The sequence below is a fragment of the Nonomuraea sp. NPDC049141 genome, from assembly GCF_040648415.1.
GTDB lineage: Bacteria > Actinomycetota > Actinomycetes > Streptosporangiales > Streptosporangiaceae > Nonomuraea.
Genome location: NZ_JBEZDR010000001.1, coordinates 59,087 through 76,896 on the forward strand (window position 1 = coordinate 59,087; position 17,810 = coordinate 76,896).

22 protein-coding genes are annotated in these 17,810 nt (G+C 67.2%); 16 read left to right on the forward strand and 6 right to left on the reverse strand.

Annotated elements, in window-relative coordinates; genetic code table 11:
• Positions 1-54: 54 nt before the first annotated feature.
• On the forward strand, positions 55-1,326 hold the full coding sequence (locus tag AB0B91_RS00265; RefSeq protein WP_358312398.1) for an FAD-binding oxidoreductase: 1,272 nt from the start codon (positions 55-57) through the stop codon (positions 1,324-1,326).
• A 75-nt stretch (positions 1,327-1,401) separates the two neighbouring features.
• Here AB0B91_RS00265 and AB0B91_RS00270 read toward each other — a convergent pair whose 3' ends face one another.
• Positions 1,402-2,142 (reverse strand): crotonase/enoyl-CoA hydratase family protein, encoded by a 741-nt coding sequence (locus tag AB0B91_RS00270; protein ID WP_358312401.1) that lies wholly within the window; start codon positions 2,140-2,142, stop codon positions 1,402-1,404.
• A gap of 178 nt (positions 2,143-2,320) precedes the next feature.
• On the opposite strand from AB0B91_RS00270, the gene AB0B91_RS00275 reads away from it, so the two are divergent.
• Entirely contained in the window at positions 2,321-3,550 is a 1,230-nt protein-coding gene (locus tag AB0B91_RS00275; RefSeq protein WP_358312404.1) for an alpha/beta hydrolase, read from the forward strand.
• Between the two features lie 44 nt (positions 3,551-3,594).
• Here AB0B91_RS00275 and AB0B91_RS00280 read toward each other — a convergent pair whose 3' ends face one another.
• The 3 genes from AB0B91_RS00280 to AB0B91_RS00290 form a co-directional block, all read right to left on the reverse strand.
• Entirely contained in the window at positions 3,595-3,804 is a 210-nt protein-coding gene (locus AB0B91_RS00280) for a hypothetical protein (protein WP_358312406.1), read from the reverse strand.
• 121 nt (positions 3,805-3,925) lie between these two features.
• Complete coding sequence (locus tag AB0B91_RS00285) at positions 3,926-4,177, reverse strand: hypothetical protein (protein WP_358312409.1); 252 nt, start codon at positions 4,175-4,177, stop codon at positions 3,926-3,928.
• A 78-nt stretch (positions 4,178-4,255) separates the two neighbouring features.
• On the reverse strand, positions 4,256-4,456 hold the full coding sequence (locus AB0B91_RS00290) for a hypothetical protein (RefSeq protein ID WP_358312412.1): 201 nt from the start codon (positions 4,454-4,456) through the stop codon (positions 4,256-4,258).
• Between the two features lie 98 nt (positions 4,457-4,554).
• On the opposite strand from AB0B91_RS00290, the gene AB0B91_RS00295 reads away from it, so the two are divergent.
• Complete coding sequence (locus tag AB0B91_RS00295; RefSeq protein WP_358312415.1) at positions 4,555-4,845, forward strand: MarR family transcriptional regulator; 291 nt, start codon at positions 4,555-4,557, stop codon at positions 4,843-4,845.
• Between the two features lie 261 nt (positions 4,846-5,106).
• A complete protein-coding gene (locus tag AB0B91_RS00300; RefSeq protein WP_358312449.1) occupies positions 5,107-5,943 on the forward strand; it encodes an alpha/beta fold hydrolase in 837 nt (278 codons plus the stop codon).
• 67 nt (positions 5,944-6,010) lie between these two features.
• Here the strand turns inward: AB0B91_RS00300 and AB0B91_RS00305 are convergent, their stop codons facing one another.
• Positions 6,011-6,502, reverse strand: coding sequence for a hypothetical protein (locus tag AB0B91_RS00305; RefSeq protein WP_358312452.1), 492 nt, complete (start codon positions 6,500-6,502; stop codon positions 6,011-6,013).
• A 90-nt stretch (positions 6,503-6,592) separates the two neighbouring features.
• Between AB0B91_RS00305 and AB0B91_RS00310 the strand changes: the two genes are divergently transcribed.
• The 4 genes from AB0B91_RS00310 (at position 6,593) to AB0B91_RS00325 (ending at position 8,491) form a co-directional block, all read left to right on the forward strand.
• A complete protein-coding gene (locus AB0B91_RS00310) occupies positions 6,593-7,270 on the forward strand; it encodes a TetR/AcrR family transcriptional regulator (protein WP_358312455.1) in 678 nt (225 codons plus the stop codon).
• A 213-nt stretch (positions 7,271-7,483) separates the two neighbouring features.
• Positions 7,484-7,810, forward strand: coding sequence for a PadR family transcriptional regulator (locus AB0B91_RS00315; RefSeq protein WP_358312458.1), 327 nt, complete (start codon positions 7,484-7,486; stop codon positions 7,808-7,810).
• On the forward strand, positions 7,807-8,163 hold the full coding sequence (locus AB0B91_RS00320) for a DUF1048 domain-containing protein (protein ID WP_358312461.1): 357 nt from the start codon (positions 7,807-7,809) through the stop codon (positions 8,161-8,163). Before AB0B91_RS00315 ends, AB0B91_RS00320 begins: the two co-directional genes overlap by 4 nt.
• A 1-nt stretch (position 8,164) precedes the next feature.
• Positions 8,165-8,491, forward strand: coding sequence for a DUF1048 domain-containing protein (locus AB0B91_RS00325; protein ID WP_358312464.1), 327 nt, complete (start codon positions 8,165-8,167; stop codon positions 8,489-8,491).
• A 659-nt stretch (positions 8,492-9,150) separates the two neighbouring features.
• Here AB0B91_RS00325 and AB0B91_RS00330 read toward each other — a convergent pair.
• Positions 9,151-9,666 carry a helix-turn-helix transcriptional regulator gene (locus AB0B91_RS00330; RefSeq protein WP_358312467.1) on the reverse strand — a complete coding sequence of 172 codons (516 nt, stop codon included), beginning with the start codon at positions 9,664-9,666 and terminating at the stop codon, positions 9,151-9,153.
• Here AB0B91_RS00330 and AB0B91_RS00335 point away from each other — a divergent pair.
• The 8 genes from AB0B91_RS00335 to AB0B91_RS00370 all read left to right on the forward strand — a co-directional run bounded on the left by AB0B91_RS00335 (position 9,644) and on the right by AB0B91_RS00370 (position 17,505).
• A complete protein-coding gene (locus tag AB0B91_RS00335; protein ID WP_358312470.1) occupies positions 9,644-10,048 on the forward strand; it encodes an alpha/beta hydrolase fold domain-containing protein in 405 nt (134 codons plus the stop codon). The genes AB0B91_RS00330 and AB0B91_RS00335 overlap by 23 nt on opposite strands.
• A gap of 603 nt (positions 10,049-10,651) precedes the next feature.
• Positions 10,652-10,981, forward strand: coding sequence for a PadR family transcriptional regulator (locus tag AB0B91_RS00340; protein WP_358312473.1), 330 nt, complete (start codon positions 10,652-10,654; stop codon positions 10,979-10,981).
• Positions 10,982-10,983: 2 nt separating this feature from the next.
• Positions 10,984-11,397, forward strand: a complete 414-nt coding sequence (locus tag AB0B91_RS00345; RefSeq protein ID WP_358312475.1) for a DUF1048 domain-containing protein — start codon at positions 10,984-10,986, stop codon at positions 11,395-11,397.
• Positions 11,397-12,161 carry an ATP-binding cassette domain-containing protein gene (locus AB0B91_RS00350; RefSeq protein ID WP_358312478.1) on the forward strand — a complete coding sequence of 255 codons (765 nt, stop codon included), beginning with the start codon at positions 11,397-11,399 and terminating at the stop codon, positions 12,159-12,161. The genes AB0B91_RS00345 and AB0B91_RS00350 overlap by 1 nt, the downstream gene beginning before the upstream one ends.
• A 9-nt stretch (positions 12,162-12,170) precedes the next feature.
• Positions 12,171-12,932 (forward strand): ABC transporter permease, encoded by a 762-nt coding sequence (locus AB0B91_RS00355; RefSeq protein ID WP_358312481.1) that lies wholly within the window; start codon positions 12,171-12,173, stop codon positions 12,930-12,932.
• Between the two features lie 126 nt (positions 12,933-13,058).
• Entirely contained in the window at positions 13,059-14,267 is a 1,209-nt protein-coding gene (locus AB0B91_RS00360; protein ID WP_358312484.1) for a cytochrome P450, read from the forward strand.
• A 482-nt stretch (positions 14,268-14,749) separates the two neighbouring features.
• Positions 14,750-16,651 (forward strand): CocE/NonD family hydrolase, encoded by a 1,902-nt coding sequence (locus tag AB0B91_RS00365; protein ID WP_358312486.1) that lies wholly within the window; start codon positions 14,750-14,752, stop codon positions 16,649-16,651.
• 347 nt (positions 16,652-16,998) lie between these two features.
• Entirely contained in the window at positions 16,999-17,505 is a 507-nt protein-coding gene (locus AB0B91_RS00370) for a hypothetical protein (RefSeq protein WP_358312489.1), read from the forward strand.
• Positions 17,506-17,810 lie beyond the last annotated feature (305 nt).

Below are 17,810 nucleotides of genomic sequence, written 5' to 3' on the forward strand. Positions count from 1 at the left end.
AACCCCAAGTCAACCCCAAGTCCCCCTCAAATGGGAAAACGCACACTTGACCTCATGAACACCATCAACATCAACGGCAAGGTCCTGCTCCCCGGCGACGCGGGCTTCGACGAGGCCCGCAAGCCCTGGAACCTGGCCGTGGACCAGCCGGTACGAGCGGTGATCGAGGCCGCCGACGCCGACGACGTGGCCGCCGCGGTGAGCTACGCCCGGCTCAACGGGCTGGCGGTCACCGCCCAGCCGACCGGCCACGGCGCCTCCGGCGACACCGACGGGACGATCCTCCTCAAGACCGCACGCATGGACGGCCTGACCGTCGAGGACGGGATCGCCAGGGCCGGCGCGGGCGTGAAGTGGGGCGAGGTGCTGGCCGCCGCGAGTCCGCTCGGCCTCACCGGCCTGGCGGGCAGTTCGCCGGTGGTGGGCGTGACCGGCTACACGCTCGGTGGCGGTCTGAGCTGGTTCGGGCGCAAGTACGGCTTCGCGGCCGACAGTGTCCGGGCCTTCGAGGCGGTCGACGCCACCGGTGACCGGGTCAGGGTGACGGCTGCGTCGGATCCGGAGCTGTTCTGGGGGCTGCGGGGCGGTGGCGGCGACCTCGCGCTGGTCACCTCGGTGGAGTTCGACCTGCGTCCGGCCCCCTCTCTGTACGGCGGGCGGATGATGTGGCCGGTCGAGCGGGCCCGGGAGGTGTTCGAGGCCTTCGCGGAGACCACCGCCGAGGCGCCGGAGGAGTTGACGGTCTGGTTCGACCTGCTGAAGTTCCCCGGCGGGCCGGGGTATGTGGCCATCGACTCCACCTTCCTCGGCGAGCACCCCGGCGACCTGCTGCGCCGCTTCGACCGGATCGGCGGGACGATCAGCGACACCCGGCGGCCGATGCCGGTGGCCGAGCTGGGCTCGATCTGCGCCGAGCCCACCGATCCCAGTGCGGGGACGGGGCGGTTCGAGCTGCTCACGGGGCTGGACGGGGTGGCGGAGGTGCTGCTCGGCGCGCCGATCGACCCGCTGATCAGCGTCCAGGTCAGGCATCTGGGCGGGGCGCTGGCCCGGCCCGCCGAGGGTGGCGGGGCCGCGGGGCGGGTGGCCGAGCCGTACTCCGTCTATATGTTCGGGTTGCCGTCGCGGGAGACGGCCGAGCGCATCGCGGGCCTGACTAAGGAGTTGGTGCCGTACACGAGTGGGCGCAAGCCGTACACCATGCTGGCCCAGGGAGAGCAGGCCGCGTCGGCCTTCCCGGCGAGCACGCTGGCCCGGCTACGCGACCTCAAGCGGACCCGTGACCCGCACGGCGTGATCCGCGCGAACTTCCCCGTGCTGGCATGAGCACCCCTGCTGTCGCGAGGACCGGCACGGGCACGAGGACCGCACGGGCGCGAGGACCGGCGTTGGGGCGGGTCGCTAGAACTCGCCGTGCCGGCCCGCGCCCTCCGCGAAGCGGGCGGCGCCGCCGACGGCGTCGGGCAGCGACACCAGACCGTGGCGCAGCTCGTTCCTGATCGCGTCCCGCTCCGGCAGCCCGTCCTGCTCCAGCGCCGACAGCCGGTCGCCGCGCAGACAGGTCTGCGGGAAGCGGGCGATGTCGCGGGCCAGTTCCTCGGCCTGCCGCCTGGCCGTACCGGCCGGGACGACGCGATTGGCCAGGCCCATCTCGTACGCCTCGCGGGCGCCGACCGGACGCCCGGTGAGGATCAGGTCCATCGCTCGGGAGGCGCCGATGAGCCGCGGCAGCCGCACAGTGCCGCCGTCGATGAGCGGCACGCCCCAGCGCCGGCAGAACACGCCGAACACCGCGTCCTCCTCGGCCACCCGCAGATCGCACCAGAGCGCCAGCTCCAGGCCGCCCGCGACGGCGTGCCCGGCGACGGCGGCGATGGCCGGCTTGGACAGGCGCAGCCGGGTCGGGCCCATCGGCCCGTCGCCGTCCTCGCCGACGTGGTTGTCGAGCGTCTTGAGGTCGGCGCCCGAGCAGAACGTGCCGCCCTCGCCCCAGAGCACCGCCACCGCCGCATCGGACTCCTCGAACGCCCTGAACGCGTCGACCAGCGCGTCGGCGGTCTTGCGGTCGACCGCGTTGCGGACCTCCGGCCTGCTCAGCACTACGGTCGTGACCTGGCCTGCTCGCTCCATGCGTACGGTCATGGCTGCCTCCGTGATGGGTGGTCGCCGGAACGTGAGCGTACGGCGGCACCGGAGGTCACGCCAGCGCCCCAGCGCCTGCGGCATACGGCGGCCCCCGGCAACTCCTGACATCCATGCGCTCCATGCGGATTCACTTTTTATGCCCTGAGAATATATCCGCAGTGTATAGTCCATCCGCATGATCGAATCCCCGAACCTGGCCACGCCGGACGACGGCCATGGCGAGCCGCGCGTACCCCGCAGGCGTGGCCGACTGGCCATCATCACCGGACTCGTCACCGTCCTGGCCGCCGCCGGACTCGTCCAGGCCCTGCCGGCCTCAGCGTCCCGGACGGTCACGCCATTCCTGCCCGCCCCGACCGGCTCCCAGCCAGTGGGCACCACATCCCTGTACATGAAGGACACTTCGCGTCCCGACCCCTGGGTTCCCACCGTCAAGTACCGCGAACTCATGGTCTCGCTGTGGTACCCGGCCAAGTCTCCAGGCCACAAGCGAGCGCAGTACATGACGGCGAAGGAGTCCGAGCTGCTGCTCAAGGACGGAAAGATCACCACCATCCCGTCCGACACGCTGAGCAAGACGCGCACCAACGCTTTCACCGACGCCCGTCCCGCCGGTCGCGGACACAGCCTGCCCCTCGTGGTGCTCTCTCCCGGGCACAGCAAGCCCCGCAGCGAGCTCACGGGCCTCGCTGAGGAACTGGCGAGCCGGGGTTACGTGGTGGCCGCCATCGACCACACCTACGAGAACGTCGCCACGACCTTCCCGGACGGACGGGTCACCACCTGTGTCACGTGCGAGATCACCAAGGACAAGGACTGGTGGGCGAAGCTGGAGAAGAGCCGGGCCGCTGATGTGTCCTTCGTGCTCGACCAGCTGACCGGCGCGCACCCGAAGTGGAAAGCCGCCGGCCTGATCGATACGTCGAAGATCGCCATGGCCGGTCAATCGGTCGGCGGCGCGAGCGCCGTCGCCGCCATGCTGGCGGACTCCCGGCTGCGCGCCGGCATCGACATGGACGGAACCGTGGAGAGCATCCTCCCCGCATCCGGGTTGTCCCGCCCGTTCCTCTTCCTGGGCAAACCCGCGACCTACACGCCGGGCAAGAGTACGGAGGCCGCCTCGTGGGAGCGCGTCTGGACGGGGCTGACCGGCTGGAAGCGCTGGCTGCTGATGACCGGAGCCGTGCACCTGTCCTTCACCGACCTGGGCGTACTGGTCGACCAGGTCGGCATCGACATCGGCTCCGACATCGCCGGCGCCCGCGCCATGAACATCACCCGCAGGTACGTCACGGCCTTCTTCGACCAGCACCTGCGCGGCAAGCCCCAGCCCCTGTTGAACAAGCCCTCAGCGACCTATCCCGAGATCACGTTCTGCAGCCCGCAGGAGAAGACCTGCGCCTGACGCGATCGTGCCGCGCACCAGCGGCGACCGCGCGAAGCGCGTTCCTACGGTAGGAGCTGCAGGCCGCTCTCGAAGAACCCGTTCAGGTCGAAGGCCGACTGATCACCCGCGGGCTCCACACGCGTAGGGAGGGCGCCGGAGGGCAGGCTCGGCATGTGGGCGGAGTACCACTCCCCAGTGGGCAGGCCCGTATACCGCTCCGATTCGGCCTGCGGCTCCAGATTCGCGGCCGTCCCCCGGACGTAGTTGTTCACACGAACGATCCGGGTTGCCTGAACGCACTTTGCAGCCGTACGCGCCTCCAGCGGCACCCTCGCCGAGGTCCAAAAGGTTCCGAGGGCTGGAGCGGACAGGCGCCGAAGTGACGGCTCCCTGTCATCCGCCACCGGGCGGCTGCGGATCGCCGTCAGGCTCCAAGGCCACCTCTTCCGGCAACTTATCGACGCTGACAGCATCCTCCTCCGTCATGCCGGGGTCGGTCCCGGTTGCGGCCATCGTGGTGATCCGGCGCGCGGCCTCATTTTGAGCCAGTCTGCATATCGTGAGCATCGAGCTCAAGCTGGCGCGCAGGTCGTCCTTGACCGCATCAAGCAGCGCATCCCGACGGAGCCAACCGACCTTCCGCACCTGCTGGAATTCAACAGGCTCGTGCGGAAGGTGTTCATAGGGTCCTGTGACTTCGCCGACGGCAATGTGGCCTGGGTGTCATTTGAGCGGCATGACCACCAGGTCTCCTCGTTGGATCTCGGTGGCGAATCTCCAGAGCTGTCCTCTCCCGTTGGCGATGACATTGGGACTGACCGTCAGGAAAGCGTTGCGTAGGGCCTCGGCCAGCTCGTCCCGATTTGAAAAGCGGCTGAGGTCCCCCACCTCATGCCAGCCGACGACGATCAATCCCTCTTCCAACGCTCGCACCTCGAGACAGCCATGGGAGTGACCCCCAGGCGGTCCAGAAGATGACGGAATCCTTCGCCACGCTCCTCGAGCAGTAGGGGATGCCCCGGATGGCGACCAGGGTGCTGGCCTGCCTGTATGTCACCGACTCCGGCACTCTCACCGTCGCTGACCTGGTCCAGCGGCTTCGCGTCAGCCCCGCGTCGATCTCGCAGACCGTCGCCTTCCTCGAACAGCAGGGCCTACTCAAGCGGGCACGACGCCCGTCGCACCTTCGCCTTCCAGCTGTCGCAGGCCTCCGGCCATACCGGGCCGAGCTGAGGCGCCGCCTCGGCCACGCCAACGACCGTATCGGCACCTGTATACCAACCCGCCGGACGACGTCGCCGCCGGGTACATAGAGCACCTGTGATGGGGGTGGTGCATCGTATTCCTTCGATGGGTGAAGCGGCTGTACGGTGGTCGTGGTGCGCCGGGAAGTCTGGTCGGCAAGAGGTCTAACACGACTATCGACCCCGGAGGCGCAGATGACCGGTTTCCCGCGACGGCACCGTGCAGACGAGACCACAGACGCTTTCGCGACGGAAACGGGCAGGTCTTCACATCGGCCCAGCCCTACGGGAGAGCGGGATCTGATCCTGGCCCGCGTAGGGGCGGACACGGTGGAATACCGGATGCACGGCGACGGCCCCGGCACGGTCCTGGTGTTCCACGGCGGTCATGTGCGGGCGGAGCTGGCCTTGGGCGAGGAAGTCTTCACCGATGCGGGATTCAGGGTGCTCATTCCCTCGCGTCCCGGCTACGGGCGTACACCATTGACCTCGGGAGTCACGGTGGCGGACTTCGTCGATGTCATTGCGCGCCTGTGCCGGGATCTGGGAGTCGACCAGGTCGCCGCGGTGGTCGGCATCTCCGCCGGCGGACGTACCGCGCTGACCATGGCATCCTTCCATCCAGACCTCGTGCAGCGGGTGATCCTGGAAAGCTCGGTCGGTTTTCTGCCCTGGCCCGACCGGCGCACCCGCATCGGCGGACGGATCGTGTTCCATCCCAGGGTCGAAGCCGTCACCTGGGCACTCTTGCGCACGGCGATCCGCTTCGCGCCGGCGCCGGCCTTGCGGCTGCTCACCCGCGACCTGTCGCTTCTTCCCGTCGGCCAGGTGCTGGCGCACCTGAGCGCCGCCGACCGCGCCACGCTGACCCACCTGTACACCTCGATGCGCTCGGGCCGCGGCTTCGTCGCCGACATGCTCCCGGTGGCCGACTGCACCGCCCGCGTCGGCCAGCCTGCCCTGGTCATCGCCACCCGCAACGACCGCTCGGTGCCCTTCGCCCACGCCCAATCCCTGGCCGCGGCGATACCACGCGCCGAACTGGTGGAAAGCCACGCCGACAGCCACATGATCTGGTTCAGCTCCGACTATCCCGCCATCGCCGCCCAGATACGTGCATTCCTCCTCGCCGATCACAACACCGCTCGCGGGACCGTGAACGCCTAGCGTGGCGCCGCAGTCATCGCCAACACCCGACCTCCGGGACAGTGCAAAGACCTGTTTGCTTGCCAGGTCAGGAAACAGCCAGCAAGAGGAGGATGGCCAGTGAGCCCGCGGTCGTGAGGAGAAAGCGCGTCACGACAAGGGGGCGGAACCAGCCGGGAAAGACCACCTCAGCTGCCCCGATCAGCGCCTTGGTGTCGATGTCCGTGGTGCCGGACTTGCGGAGGGCGGCCTCCACGTACCGGACGACGAAAACCTGAGCGGTGGTGATGAAGCCGCCGGCGATCAGCAGGACGGGCTGGAGGACCCAGGTGAGCAGCGGCTGGTCACCGAGGTTCAGCACGGCAAGCGTCGCCAGGCCCACGGCAATCGCCACGGACACCACCACGCTGGCGGTGCTGGCGGTGAAGTCGAGGCCGTGCTTGACCAGCACGGCGGGATCATGGCCCTGACGCCGGATCTCGGCATCGGCTGCTTGCTGGGCGGCGGTGCCGTAGCGGTGGCCGACAAGCGGAACGATCAGGTACGTCAGGGCCAGCAGGAACTGAAGGGCGACAACCATGAGCACGGACCTCCTCAACACATATTGAACTTAGTTCAACACCATAGCTCACGGTTTGAACTAAGTTCAACGCTGGCTAGGCTGAGCGTCATGCTGACCAAGGAGCAGATCGTCCGCGCCGCCGTCGAGGTGCTCGACGCCGAAGGTGTGAACGGGCTGAACATGCGCCGTTTGGGCACACACCTCGGATCGGCTGCATCGGCGATGTATCACTATGTGAAGAGCAAGGACAAGCTGGTGGTCCTCGCCGCCGACTACGTGTTCGGCGAGATCCCGCTGCCCGACACGGCTAGGGTCGGGTGGCGGGAAGCTGCCGCGGCGCTGGCACGGGGAGCGTATGCGATGGTCGTACGGCACTTCTGGCTGATCCCGGCGATGAGCACGCACCTCATCTACGGACCCAACAAGGCTCGCTTCGACGAGCAGTCCCTGACGGTCTACGAGTCGGCCGGGTTCACCGAAGGCGAAGCCGATCAGGCGGCTGCGACCGTGCTCATGTTCGTGATCGGCGCCGCGCAGGGCGAGGCGGCGCAGGCGGCCTGGCGGGCCCGCCTGCGGCGGAGCGGCGCCGATCAGGACAAGGAACTCCGGGAGGTCACCGCCGAGGTATTCGAGATCGCCCGGGCCTTCCCCCGACTGCGAGCCCGCATCGGCTCCGCCACCGCTTCCCCGCCTGGAGACCCTTTCGAGTTCGGACTCCAAACCCTCCTTGCCGGGTTGGAGTCGCGCCTGCCTCCTCGACATCATGACTACGGTCAGGGTCCCTGAGGCGCAAAGGCCACCAGGTCGCGCCGCACCCCGGCGTGGGCGGCCTCCCACAGCTGGACCAGGTCGGAATCGTCGACGGCGGCGCGGCTGGACGCGTTCGAATCGCTTCCATGGTCTGTGCTCGCCGCTTGCTGGACATTTATCCACTACCTTGTGATACTTTATAGTGGTACTCGTTACTACGGAGTACCAGGAGACCGAAGAGGACACACGATGGACGGCCTGACGGAGATGCTGAAGGGCACGCTTGAGGGCTGCGTGCTTGAAATCATCGGCAGCGAGGAGACCTACGGTTACGCCATCACGCGTCGGCTGAACGAACTCGGCTTCGCCGACGTCGTCGAGGGGACGGTTTACACCATCCTGCTGCGACTGGAGAAGAACGGGCTCGTCCAGGTGACGAAACGACCGTCCGGGCTGGGCCCGCCGCGCAAGTTCTATGCGCTCAACGACGCGGGGCGCAAAGAACTCGCGACGTTCTGGGCGAAATGGGAGTACATCACATCACGGATCGACAAGCTCAAGGAGGGCGGGAGATGAACTTCTGGGAGACCATCACAGGCAGCGATCTCACCAGGGAATGGAAGACGTTCGAAGCGCGGGCCGAGGCATTGCCGGCCGACTACCGGGCGGCGTGGGAAGAGATCAAGGGTCATCTTTCTCTCTACGCGGACTTCACAGGCCGAAACCTGATGCCGATTCTCGACGGTGCTCTGGGGCTGCTCGAAGAGACAGCGGCCGATGAGCAGAGCATTCACGAGGTGCTGGGTGACGACATCGAGGGCTTCTGCGCGGCGCTGGCCGGCGGAGAAGGGGCTCGGAGCTATCGCGACCGGTGGCGCGAGCAGTTGAACAGGAACGTCGCAAGGAAATTGGGCCGGCTAGGAGGCTGACATGGGCATCCAAGACATCATCGAGGGCAAGAAGCAGTGGCGGGCGCACATGGCGCGGGTCAAGGCGCTCCCGCCGGACTACCAGATCGTCTACAAGGAGATTCAGAGGTACTTCTTCAAGGTTGGACCGATCGACTTGCTTGACGGGCGCCTGCTCTCAGGGATCGTCGATTTCTTCGAGGAGGGCGTCGCGGCCGGCAAGGGAGTCCTGGAACTCATCGGCAACGACGTCGCTGCCTTCTGCGACGACCTCGTCAAGGACTCGCGCACCTACGCAGACATCTATCAGGAGTCCATCAGAGGGGAACCCGGCACGGCCGAGAAGTAACACCCGTCGACCCAAGGCACCGGCGGGCGCTGGGCTGCGCAATAGAGCAGCAGTAGGGTCGGGTAGCCGCTGAAGTCGGAACTTGGTCCGCGCCGGACGGGGCTGTGAGGCGGCGAGTGATGCGCCGAAGCGGTCAGTCCCTGCTCGCCGCGACTGGCACTTCCGGGACGGCCAGCTCACCCGTGCCGCTCATCCGCCTCTCCGACCTCGCTCTGAAGGGACCTGTGGACTGGCCAACGTTAGACCCTGCGATAACAAGCCCCAAGTGGCCGGCTCCCTTCCCTGCGACCGGCCTCCGGACACTCCAAGTGCCGACCGGGACTGGATCCGGAGGCGCAACGTCCACCTGATCCGCTCGGAATTGCAGCCGAACGGGCAATCCCGGAAATCCACCCGCAGATCCCGTGCCGCCACCAGCGCCAACTCCGGCCTCCTGCCTTTACCCCGCAGAGCAAGACGAACGATGACACTACTTCTACTCCAAGCGGGCCCTCGTCGAAGCGGTCATGGAACGCATGGCCGACAAGATCGCCGCCGCCCTGGCGGCGGCCGCCGATCCGCACGCATCCGCGCTGGAGAATGGCGAAGGGTGACAACGTAGCCCGCTTGACCCGCATCTGCGCTCGATCTGCGGAAACTCGCTCAAAGAGAACGAAACGCTAGAGCTGGTCGAGACTCAGCCGGGCCGGCCCCGTCCGGGAGGAGATGCCCGGCTTGGGGAAGGCCTTGTAGAGGTGCTGCCCAACAGTGCGCGGACTGAGGAGCAGGTGGGCGGCGATGTCACGGTTGGTGGCTCCCGTCGCGGCCAGCCGCACGACCTGCAGTTCCTGGGCGGTCAGCTGGGCGCCGGGATCGACGCGGCGGCGGGTAGGCGTCGCCTCACTGGCAGCGCGCAGTTCGGCGACTGCCCGATCAACCCAGGGCCGGGCGCCCAGGCGCTCGAAGGCCTCCCGGGTGTGGCGCAGGTGCGGGCGCGCCTCGGCCTTGCGGCGACGGCGGCGCAGCCACTCGCCGTAGGCGAGGTGCGTTCTGGCCTGCTCGTATGGCTGGTCCGCCAGCTGGTGCAGGTTCAGTGCCCGGGTGAAGTGCTCCTCCGAATCGTGGATCAGCCCGTGGCAGCGGGCGACCAGGACGCGCGACGCGGGTGATCTCTTGCCCGCCGTACAGATCCTCATCTGTCCCAACACCGACCTGACACTCTCGCAACCCAGCGTCGTCGACAAGGGCACCGGACACGCGCTGGACGCCGACTTCCTCTCCTGGGCCATCGCGCAATGGGCATCGGATCCCGCCACCCGCGCCCTCGCCAGCCCGCTGATGACGCCAGACCTGCGCGGCCTGTCCGACACCCTGATCGTGACCGCCGAGCACGACGCGCTGCGCGACGAGGGCGACGCCTACGCCCATCGCCTGGCACAGGCGGGTGTACGGGTGACGCACCGGCAAGAGCCTGGCCTGGTGCACGGCTTCATCCAGAACATGGATCTGACCTCCCCGGAGGCGGCCGCCGCCCACGACCGGCTGTTCCGCGACATCGCCTCCCTGATCCGCAGGTGAGGGACCACCGGCACCGTCCGGCTCCTGGCCCGCCGCTTTCCACCGGCTGCGCCACTCCGCTCTCCAGCACCTGGCCGCTGACGGACGAACCGCTCCCGAGCTTCAGGCCAAATCCCGCCGCCAGCACCTCGAGAGCCTCGGCCGCTACGTCCGACTCGGGGAGAAGTCCTCCGCCCGCATCACCAGCCGAAGCCGATCCGACCGCCCGTCGCCGCACTTGCTGACGCTGGCAGGTCTGCTGCGTGTCGTGTCAGCGGCCGCGTCAGTACGGCGACGGCCCGGTATCAGGGTGGTCGGCGATGGTGGAGGCCATGGGGTGTTCAGCGATTGCAACATTCGCGGCTGCGCTTGTGGTTGCCTGTGCTCCCGCCGCGTCCGCGGCGGCGAAGCCAGCGGTCGACATCTCCGGTGGGCTGACGCAGCCTGTCTTCTCTCATAGGGGGTGGCGGCGGGCTCACTCACGAGCAGTGATCAGGTCGCCTGCACCCACACGCTTGTGGGCTCGGCTTGTACCTCAGCTATTCGGTGTTGCTATGTACCGGTAGTCAGTGCTACTTTATACCAGTAGTCAGCAGCACCGAGTAGCCGAATGGGGGTGCTTCCATGGGCAAGCAGGCGACGGAGATGCTCAAGGGAACGCTGGAGGGCATCGTCCTGGCGATCCTGTCCGGCCGGCCCGCGTACGGCTACGAGATCACGGCGTGGCTGCGGGATCAGGGCTTCTCCGACATCGCCGAGGGAACCATCTACGCGCTGCTCATCAGGATCGAGCAGCGCGGCCTCGTCGACGTGGAGAAGGTCCCGTCCGAGAAGGGGCCGCCGCGCAAGGTCTACTCCCTGAACGCTCAGGGACACGAGTACCTCGACGAGTTCTGGAGGACCTGGAGCTTCCTCACCGAACGGCTCCAACAGCTCCGCGAAGGAGGCAAGTAGCAATGGACACAGGGTCGAACCAGCCGAAGAGCCGCGCCCGGCAGTACCTGGAGGTGGTCACGGGATCGCTGGAGGACAAGAGGCGCTGGCGGCAGTACAAGGCGCGCGTCAAAGCGCTTCCCGAGAACTACCGCACGGCGGTCGAAGCGCTGGAGCGGTACCTCATGCACTTCGGGCCGGGGGACGGCGCCGACGCGGCGTCGATGTTCGAGGACCTCGCCGATCTGTTCGAGCAGAGCGCGGCGGACGGAACCCCGATCCGCGAGATCTTCGGAGAAGACCCCGTGGAGTTCGTCGAGGCGTTCATGCAGAACTACTCCGTGGGGAGCTACATCCGCCGGGAGCGAGAACGCTTCGCCAGCGCCATCGCGCACGCCGCCGGCGAGAACACCGGAAAAGAAGACAGGACACTCTGATGACAACACAGCAAACCCCGGCGATCCACGTGCAGGGCCTGGAGAAGTCGTACAAGGAACTGCAGGTGCTGCGCGGTGTGGACTTCGCCGTGGCGCGCGGCAGCATCTTCGCCCTGCTCGGCTCCAACGGGGCGGGCAAGACCACGGTCGTGAAAATCCTGTCCACGCTGCTCAAGGCCGACGCGGGCACGGCCGGCGTCAACGGCTTCGACGTCGCCACGCAGGCGGCGAATGTGCGCGAGTCGATCAGTCTCACCGGGCAGTTCGCCGCCGTCGACGAGATCCTCAGCGGGCGCGAGAACCTCATGCTGGTCGCCCGGCTGCGGCACCTCAAGGATCCCGGCAAGATCGCCGATGACCTGCTCAAGCGTTTCTCACTGACCGACGCGGGCGCGCGGAAGGCGTCCACGTATTCCGGCGGCATGCGCCGCCGCCTCGACATCGCGATGAGCCTCATCGGCGATCCGCCGGTCATTTTCCTCGATGAGCCGACGACCGGGCTCGACCCCCAGGCGCGCATCGAGGTGTGGCAGACCGTCAAGGAACTCGCCGGGCAGGGCACGACGGTGCTGCTCACCACGCAGTATCTGGACGAGGCCGAACACCTCGCCGACCGGATCGCGATCCTGCACCAGGGCCGGATCCTCGTCAATGGCACCCTGGCCGAGCTCAAGCAACTCCTGCCGCCCGCCAAGGTCGAATATGTCGAAAAACAGCCCACCCTCGAGGACGTCTTCCTCACTCTCGTCGGCACGAAGGCATAAGGAATCACGATGACCAAGCACTTCCTCGGCGACACCGCCACCCTGTTAGGACGATCCCTGCGCCACATCGCACGCAGCCCGGATACCATCATCACCACCGCGATCATGCCGATCGCCATGATGCTGATGTTCGTCTACGTGTTCGGCGGCGCGATCAAAACAGGGTCGGACTCGTATGTGAACTACATGCTGCCCGGCATCCTGCTCATCACCGTCGCCTCGGGCATCGCCTACACCGCGTTCCGGCTGTTCATGGACATGAAGGGCGGCATCTTCGAGCGCTTCCAGTCCATGCCGATCGCCCGCTCGTCCGTGCTGTGGGCGCACGTGCTGACCTCGCTGGTCGCCAATGTGATCTCGCTCGTGGTGGTCGTGCTCGTCGCCCTGCTGATGGGCTTCCGCTCGGCGGCGGGAGTGCCGGCGTGGCTCGCGGTTGCCGGCATCCTGATCCTGTTCACCCTGGCACTGACGTGGATCGCCGTCATCCCCGGCCTGTCGGCCAAGACCATGGAAGGCGCGAGCGCGTTCTCCTACCCGCTCATCTTCCTGCCGTTCCTCAGTTCAGCCTTCGTGCCCACCGACACCATGCCCGGCCCGGTACGCGCCTTCGCCGAGTATCAGCCGGTGACCTCCATCGTCAACGCCATCCGCGCCCTGTTCACCCAGCAGCCGGTCGGCACCGACATCTGGATCGCGCTGGCCTGGTGCGTTGGCATCCTCGTCGTCGCCTACGTCTTCGCCATGATCACCTACCGCCGTAAGATCTCCTGACCTCTGCTGGACGAGCCCGTCCTGGCCCAGATCAGCGCGCCGGACAGGTAGATCGCGGCGCGGCGGCCGCGCCGCCATTCACCGCAACCTCAGGAGAGCACGTACTCCAGCGAAATGAGGAAAGTCATGAACGAATCCCTTCACACCGTCGAGACGATGCCGACGGCGCGTCAGTCCGGCTGTCCCTTCGACCCGCCGAAGGAGCTGATCCAGGCTCGCGAGCAGAGCCCGATCAGCCGCCTCCCCTTCGCCGACGGACATCAGGGCTGGCTGGTCACCGGCTTCGACCTGGTCCGGTCGGTCCTGGCCGACTCGCGGTTCAGCTCGCGCAAGGAGCTCATGGGCCACCACCCGACCATCGACTACGGCGGCTTCGAGGTCCCGCCGGCGCCGCCCGGTGAGTTCCTGCTCATGGACGAGCCGCAGCACGGCCGCTACCGCAAACCGCTGGTGGGCAAGTTCACCGTACGGCGGATGCGGCTGCTCACCGAGCGCGTCGAGCAGGTCACCGCCGAGCACCTGGACGCGATGGAGAAGGCCGGGCCGTCGGCGGACCTGGTGACCGCGTTCGCCAAGCCCATCCCCGCCATCGTCATCTGTGAGCTGCTGGGCGTGCCGTACGAGGACCGGGGCTCCTTCCAGGACAACATCGACAAGTTCCTCGGCGGGGAGGTGAGCGACGAGGAGCTGATCGCGGCCTACACCGCGACCCAGCAGTACCTCGCCGAGCTGGTGGCCGCCAAGCGCGCGAACCCCACCGACGACGTGCTCAGCGACCTGCTCGACAGCGACCTCACCGACGAGGAACTGAAAGGGATGGCCCTGCTCCTGCTGTCGGCCGGGTTCGACACCACCGCGAACATGCTCGCGCTGGGCACCTTCGCGCTGCTGCGGAACCCGGAGCAGCTGGCCGCGCTGCGCGCCGACCCCGCGCTCACCGAAGGGGCCGTCGAGGAGCTGCTGCGCTATCTGAGCGTTGCCAAGCAGTTCCAGAGGGTCGCGCTGGAGGACGTCGAGCTGGGCGGCCACACCATCAAGGCCGGCACGACGGTCATCCTGTCTCTCAACACCGCCAACCGCGACCCCGAACGCTTCACCGACCCTCACGTGCTCGACCTGCGCAGGCAGGACGGCGGGCACCTGGCCTTCGGCCACGGCATCCACCAGTGCCTGGGCCAGCAACTGGCCCGCGTCGAGATGCGCGTCGCCTTCCCCGCGCTGCTCAACCGCTTCCCCACCCTGCGCCTGGCCGTACCGGCCGACGAGGTCGCCCTGCGCCCGGAGGCCGCGGACATCTACGGGGTCAAGAGCCTCCCGGTCACCTGGGACGCGTGACCCGCCGGCCGGCGACGGACAAGGTCGCGTACGGCCGCCCCCACTGTGGTTGCCCGCCTGCGGCGAACGCGTCCGCGACGCCGTGCAGGATGGCATACCGGATCATGGCCGCGGCATGCGGGCCGACCAGGCGGAACGACTCCCGTCCATCCCACGCCGCAGTGCCCTGCCGATGGCGGCGATAGTCTCCCGCCGCCGTTCGTCGCTCACCCGCTATGCCGCGAACGGCACCAGCACCGGCTTGCTCCCGGCCTACACAGAGCCTGGCCCGCTACACCGCGTCTCACCCGACGCCCCTACCCGCCGGCAAGAACGCCGCGACCCCCGCCACCGAGGCTGACCGGACCGGGCCCGGTACCGCGCGGCCCATTTCTACCGGATTCCGGTGGCACCCGATCTCGATACGCCGGGCACCAATAGGACCGCATTCCACCATCCGTCCATTCAATTGAGCTTTCTAACAGATTTAGGAGCACGCCACCATGTCCACGTCCAATTGGAAACGGCGAGGGTTTGTCGCCGCAGTCGCACTCGCAACCCCACTCGTGATCGCCGGGGCTCCCGCCGCGTCCGCGACGGCGAAGTCGGAGATCAAGGTCTCCGGCGGGCTCACGCAGCCGGTCTTCTCCTACCAGGACGCCATCCGTGAGCACGTCCGGGTGCAGTCGTCGGTCGACAGCGACGGCGATGGCAAGAAAGATCTGGTCCGGGTGGACATCATCCGGCCGGAAGAGAGCGGTTCCGGGCTCAAGGTCCCGGTGATCATGCAGGAAAGCCCGTATTACGACAACCCCGGCGTCGGCTTCGAACTTGAACACAAGAAGTACGACGCGAACGGCCACGTGACGAAGTTCCCGATGTATTACGACAACTACTTCGTGCCGCGCGGGTACGCGTTCGTGTCCGTCGACATGATCGGCACCAGGTTGTCCGACGGCTGCCCGGCCTCCTATGGCGCCTCCGATGTGCTGGGCGGCAAGGCGGTCGTCGACTGGCTGAACGGCCGGGCGACCGCCTACGACGACAAGGGCGATCCGGTCAAAGCCTCCTGGACCACCGGGCGTACCGGGATGATCGGCCACTCGTACGAGGGAGCGCTCGGTGTAGGCGTCGCGGGCACCGGCGTGGAAGGGCTGGAGACGATCGTGCCGCTCGCGGCCTACACCAGCGGATACGAGAACGGGCACGCCAACGGCGTCCTCACCTGGTTCAAGGGCGGGGCGAGGTGGCAGTCCGAGCATGTCGACAAGGATCCGGCGGAGAAGTGTGAGGCGATGCGCCAGCGGATGGACACCGAATCCGACGATGAGACCGGCAACTACAACGCTTACTGGGACGAACGCAACTACCGGACCGGGCCGATCTCGAAGGCGCGCAACGTCCGCGCCAGTGTCTTCGCGGTGATGGGCATGCAGGACCGCAACGTGGTGGGCAGCCAGTTTTCCGAGTGGTGGGCCAAGCTGCCCCGCGGTGTGCAGCGCAAGGCGTGGGTGACGCAGTATGGGCATCTCGACCCGTTCTGGGCCCGCCGCGAGGTGTGGCTCAACACTCTCAACAAGTGGTTCGACCACGAACTGATGGGCATCTCCAACGACATCATGCGCCGGCCGCGCGTCGACGTGCAGCTCGGCCCGGACCGCTGGATCACCCAGACCGACTGGCCGGCACGCGCGGCGCGAACGACGACCCTGCGGCCGCAGCAGGACGGCTCCCTGGGCCGCACGCCCTCGAGTGGCACCGGCAGTTACCTCGACACCGCCCAGACCGAGATCGCGATGGCCGCCGACCCCGCCACCACCAACCCCAACCGGCTGGCCTTCCTGACCCCGCCGCTGAAGAACTCGACGCGACTGTCCGGAACACCGTCGGTGAACCTGAAGGTCAAGCTGGACAAGCCGACCGCCAACCTGGGTGTCCTGCTCGTCGACTACGGCCAGGACACCCGCATCAACTACCGCGAGACCACCGCGACGGCCTCGCAAGGCCTCAAGTTCATCGGCGGCGAAGATTGCGTCGGCCCGAGCACAGCCGATGACGACGGCTGCTATTTCAAGGCCGGCGACAACACGGCGACCTCCGGCTTCAACGTGGTCACCCGAGGAATCCTGGACGCGCAAAACCACAAGTCGCTCAGCCGCTCGACACCGCTGACGCCGGGCAAGTCGTACCAGATCACCTGGAAGATACTGCCGCAGGATTACGAGTTCAAGGCCGGGCACCGGCTGGGCCTGGTGCTGACCGGAACCAACGACGACTTCAACCTCGACGAAACCGGCAACGGCACCGGGACCGACGTCGAACCCGGCACCGGGGCGAGGGTCACCGTCGACCTGGTCGGCACGTCGATTTCGCTGCCGCTGGTCACCGGCACGTCCATCAAGTAGCAGCAAGATCGACATTCGTGTACGGTCGCGGCCAGCGTGGTCGCGACCGTACACATGACTTCCCGAGCACGGCACCGATCGCCCCACCCTCGACCTGGCCAGCCATGTCTTGAAGCTCAGCCAACATGCCTCACGCGCCGGACAAGATCCTCTCGCTCTGACCTGCGAGAGGAGACCGGCAGCTCAAGATGACGACCGTCCGCAGCGGCGATCTCCAGCGCCACCTGGAAGTGGCCCGTCAGCCGGTTGCGTCCGGCCGCTGTCGCACCCGCAACCTGGCCGGTTCATCACCATGCCGGGGCAATGGCCGGTGGAGGCAGGCTCGCATCATCTGCACAATGGTCGCCATGGACGGGAACATCGCGGACGAAGCTTGGTGGAGGCGGCAAGCTGCCGCACAAGGGGAATGGTGGAAGAAACGGGCTGCAGGACAGCAGGAGGAGACCCTTCGGCAGAACAACCTGATGTACGCCGGCTTGATCGGTATCGGAGTCGTCTTGGTGCAGCCGTTCCTGACCCCGGGAGCCGCTTCTCTTGATCTGTCCGCCCAGATCTGCGTGGTCGCTTTCTCCTTGGCCATCCCGCTCTTGTCCGCTCTTATCATGTTGAACCGGCATGAAACCTATCGTCGGCGCATGACGAGTTCCGTTGTCGTGCTGGTGGCGCAGCAGGCTGCGCTCGGGCTCGGGTTCGCCGGGGTGGTCGCCGGTTTCTGGCACATCATGACGATCGCCGGGATCGCGATCCTGGTTGGCACGATCTTGGGTGTGGCCGTTCATTCCGTGGGTTATGTGCGGGTGGAGGAAGAGGACGCCCAAGCCACACCAGGTGCGGAGCAACCGCCCCAACTGTAAATCCGCTGACGTGCACGGCCGGACTGAGATCGTCCGCCGAATCACGACGCAGTCGACCCCAACACCCCAGCCTTGCCATCAAGCCCACCAGACTCTCGACTCACGCGGCCCCACCCAGCCCAACCGGACCCAGCCCGACGCCGCCCAAGCGCAAAGGATCACGTGGCCAACACAGCCCCCGCGAGGCCCGGCGGATCGCCGCGAACAGCTCAGCCTTGCCCTTGCCAGCCATCGGGGTCCCCTCGCCACACGGAGTCCTCACTTACACAGCCAGGGTCTACGCCGTATTTCCAGGCAGCTCCGGG

Coding starts and splice junctions, on each gene's coding strand:
- AB0B91_RS00265 (WP_358312398.1), top strand. CDS start 55: ATGAACACCATCAACATCAACGGCAAGGTCCTGCTCCCCGGCGACGCG.
- AB0B91_RS00270 (WP_358312401.1), bottom strand. CDS start 2,142: ATGACCGTACGCATGGAGCGAGCAGGCCAGGTCACGACCGTAGTGCTG.
- AB0B91_RS00275 (WP_358312404.1), top strand. CDS start 2,321: ATGATCGAATCCCCGAACCTGGCCACGCCGGACGACGGCCATGGCGAG.
- AB0B91_RS00295 (WP_358312415.1), top strand. CDS start 4,555: ATGGCGACCAGGGTGCTGGCCTGCCTGTATGTCACCGACTCCGGCACT.
- AB0B91_RS00305 (WP_358312452.1), bottom strand. CDS start 6,502: ATGGTTGTCGCCCTTCAGTTCCTGCTGGCCCTGACGTACCTGATCGTT.
- AB0B91_RS00310 (WP_358312455.1), top strand. CDS start 6,593: ATGCTGACCAAGGAGCAGATCGTCCGCGCCGCCGTCGAGGTGCTCGAC.
- AB0B91_RS00315 (WP_358312458.1), top strand. CDS start 7,484: ATGGACGGCCTGACGGAGATGCTGAAGGGCACGCTTGAGGGCTGCGTG.
- AB0B91_RS00320 (WP_358312461.1), top strand. CDS start 7,807: ATGAACTTCTGGGAGACCATCACAGGCAGCGATCTCACCAGGGAATGG.
- AB0B91_RS00325 (WP_358312464.1), top strand. CDS start 8,165: ATGGGCATCCAAGACATCATCGAGGGCAAGAAGCAGTGGCGGGCGCAC.
- AB0B91_RS00330 (WP_358312467.1), bottom strand. CDS start 9,666: ATGAGGATCTGTACGGCGGGCAAGAGATCACCCGCGTCGCGCGTCCTG.
- AB0B91_RS00340 (WP_358312473.1), top strand. CDS start 10,652: ATGGGCAAGCAGGCGACGGAGATGCTCAAGGGAACGCTGGAGGGCATC.
- AB0B91_RS00345 (WP_358312475.1), top strand. CDS start 10,984: ATGGACACAGGGTCGAACCAGCCGAAGAGCCGCGCCCGGCAGTACCTG.
- AB0B91_RS00350 (WP_358312478.1), top strand. CDS start 11,397: ATGACAACACAGCAAACCCCGGCGATCCACGTGCAGGGCCTGGAGAAG.
- AB0B91_RS00355 (WP_358312481.1), top strand. CDS start 12,171: ATGACCAAGCACTTCCTCGGCGACACCGCCACCCTGTTAGGACGATCC.
- AB0B91_RS00360 (WP_358312484.1), top strand. CDS start 13,059: ATGAACGAATCCCTTCACACCGTCGAGACGATGCCGACGGCGCGTCAG.
- AB0B91_RS00365 (WP_358312486.1), top strand. CDS start 14,750: ATGTCCACGTCCAATTGGAAACGGCGAGGGTTTGTCGCCGCAGTCGCA.
- AB0B91_RS00370 (WP_358312489.1), top strand. CDS start 16,999: ATGGACGGGAACATCGCGGACGAAGCTTGGTGGAGGCGGCAAGCTGCC.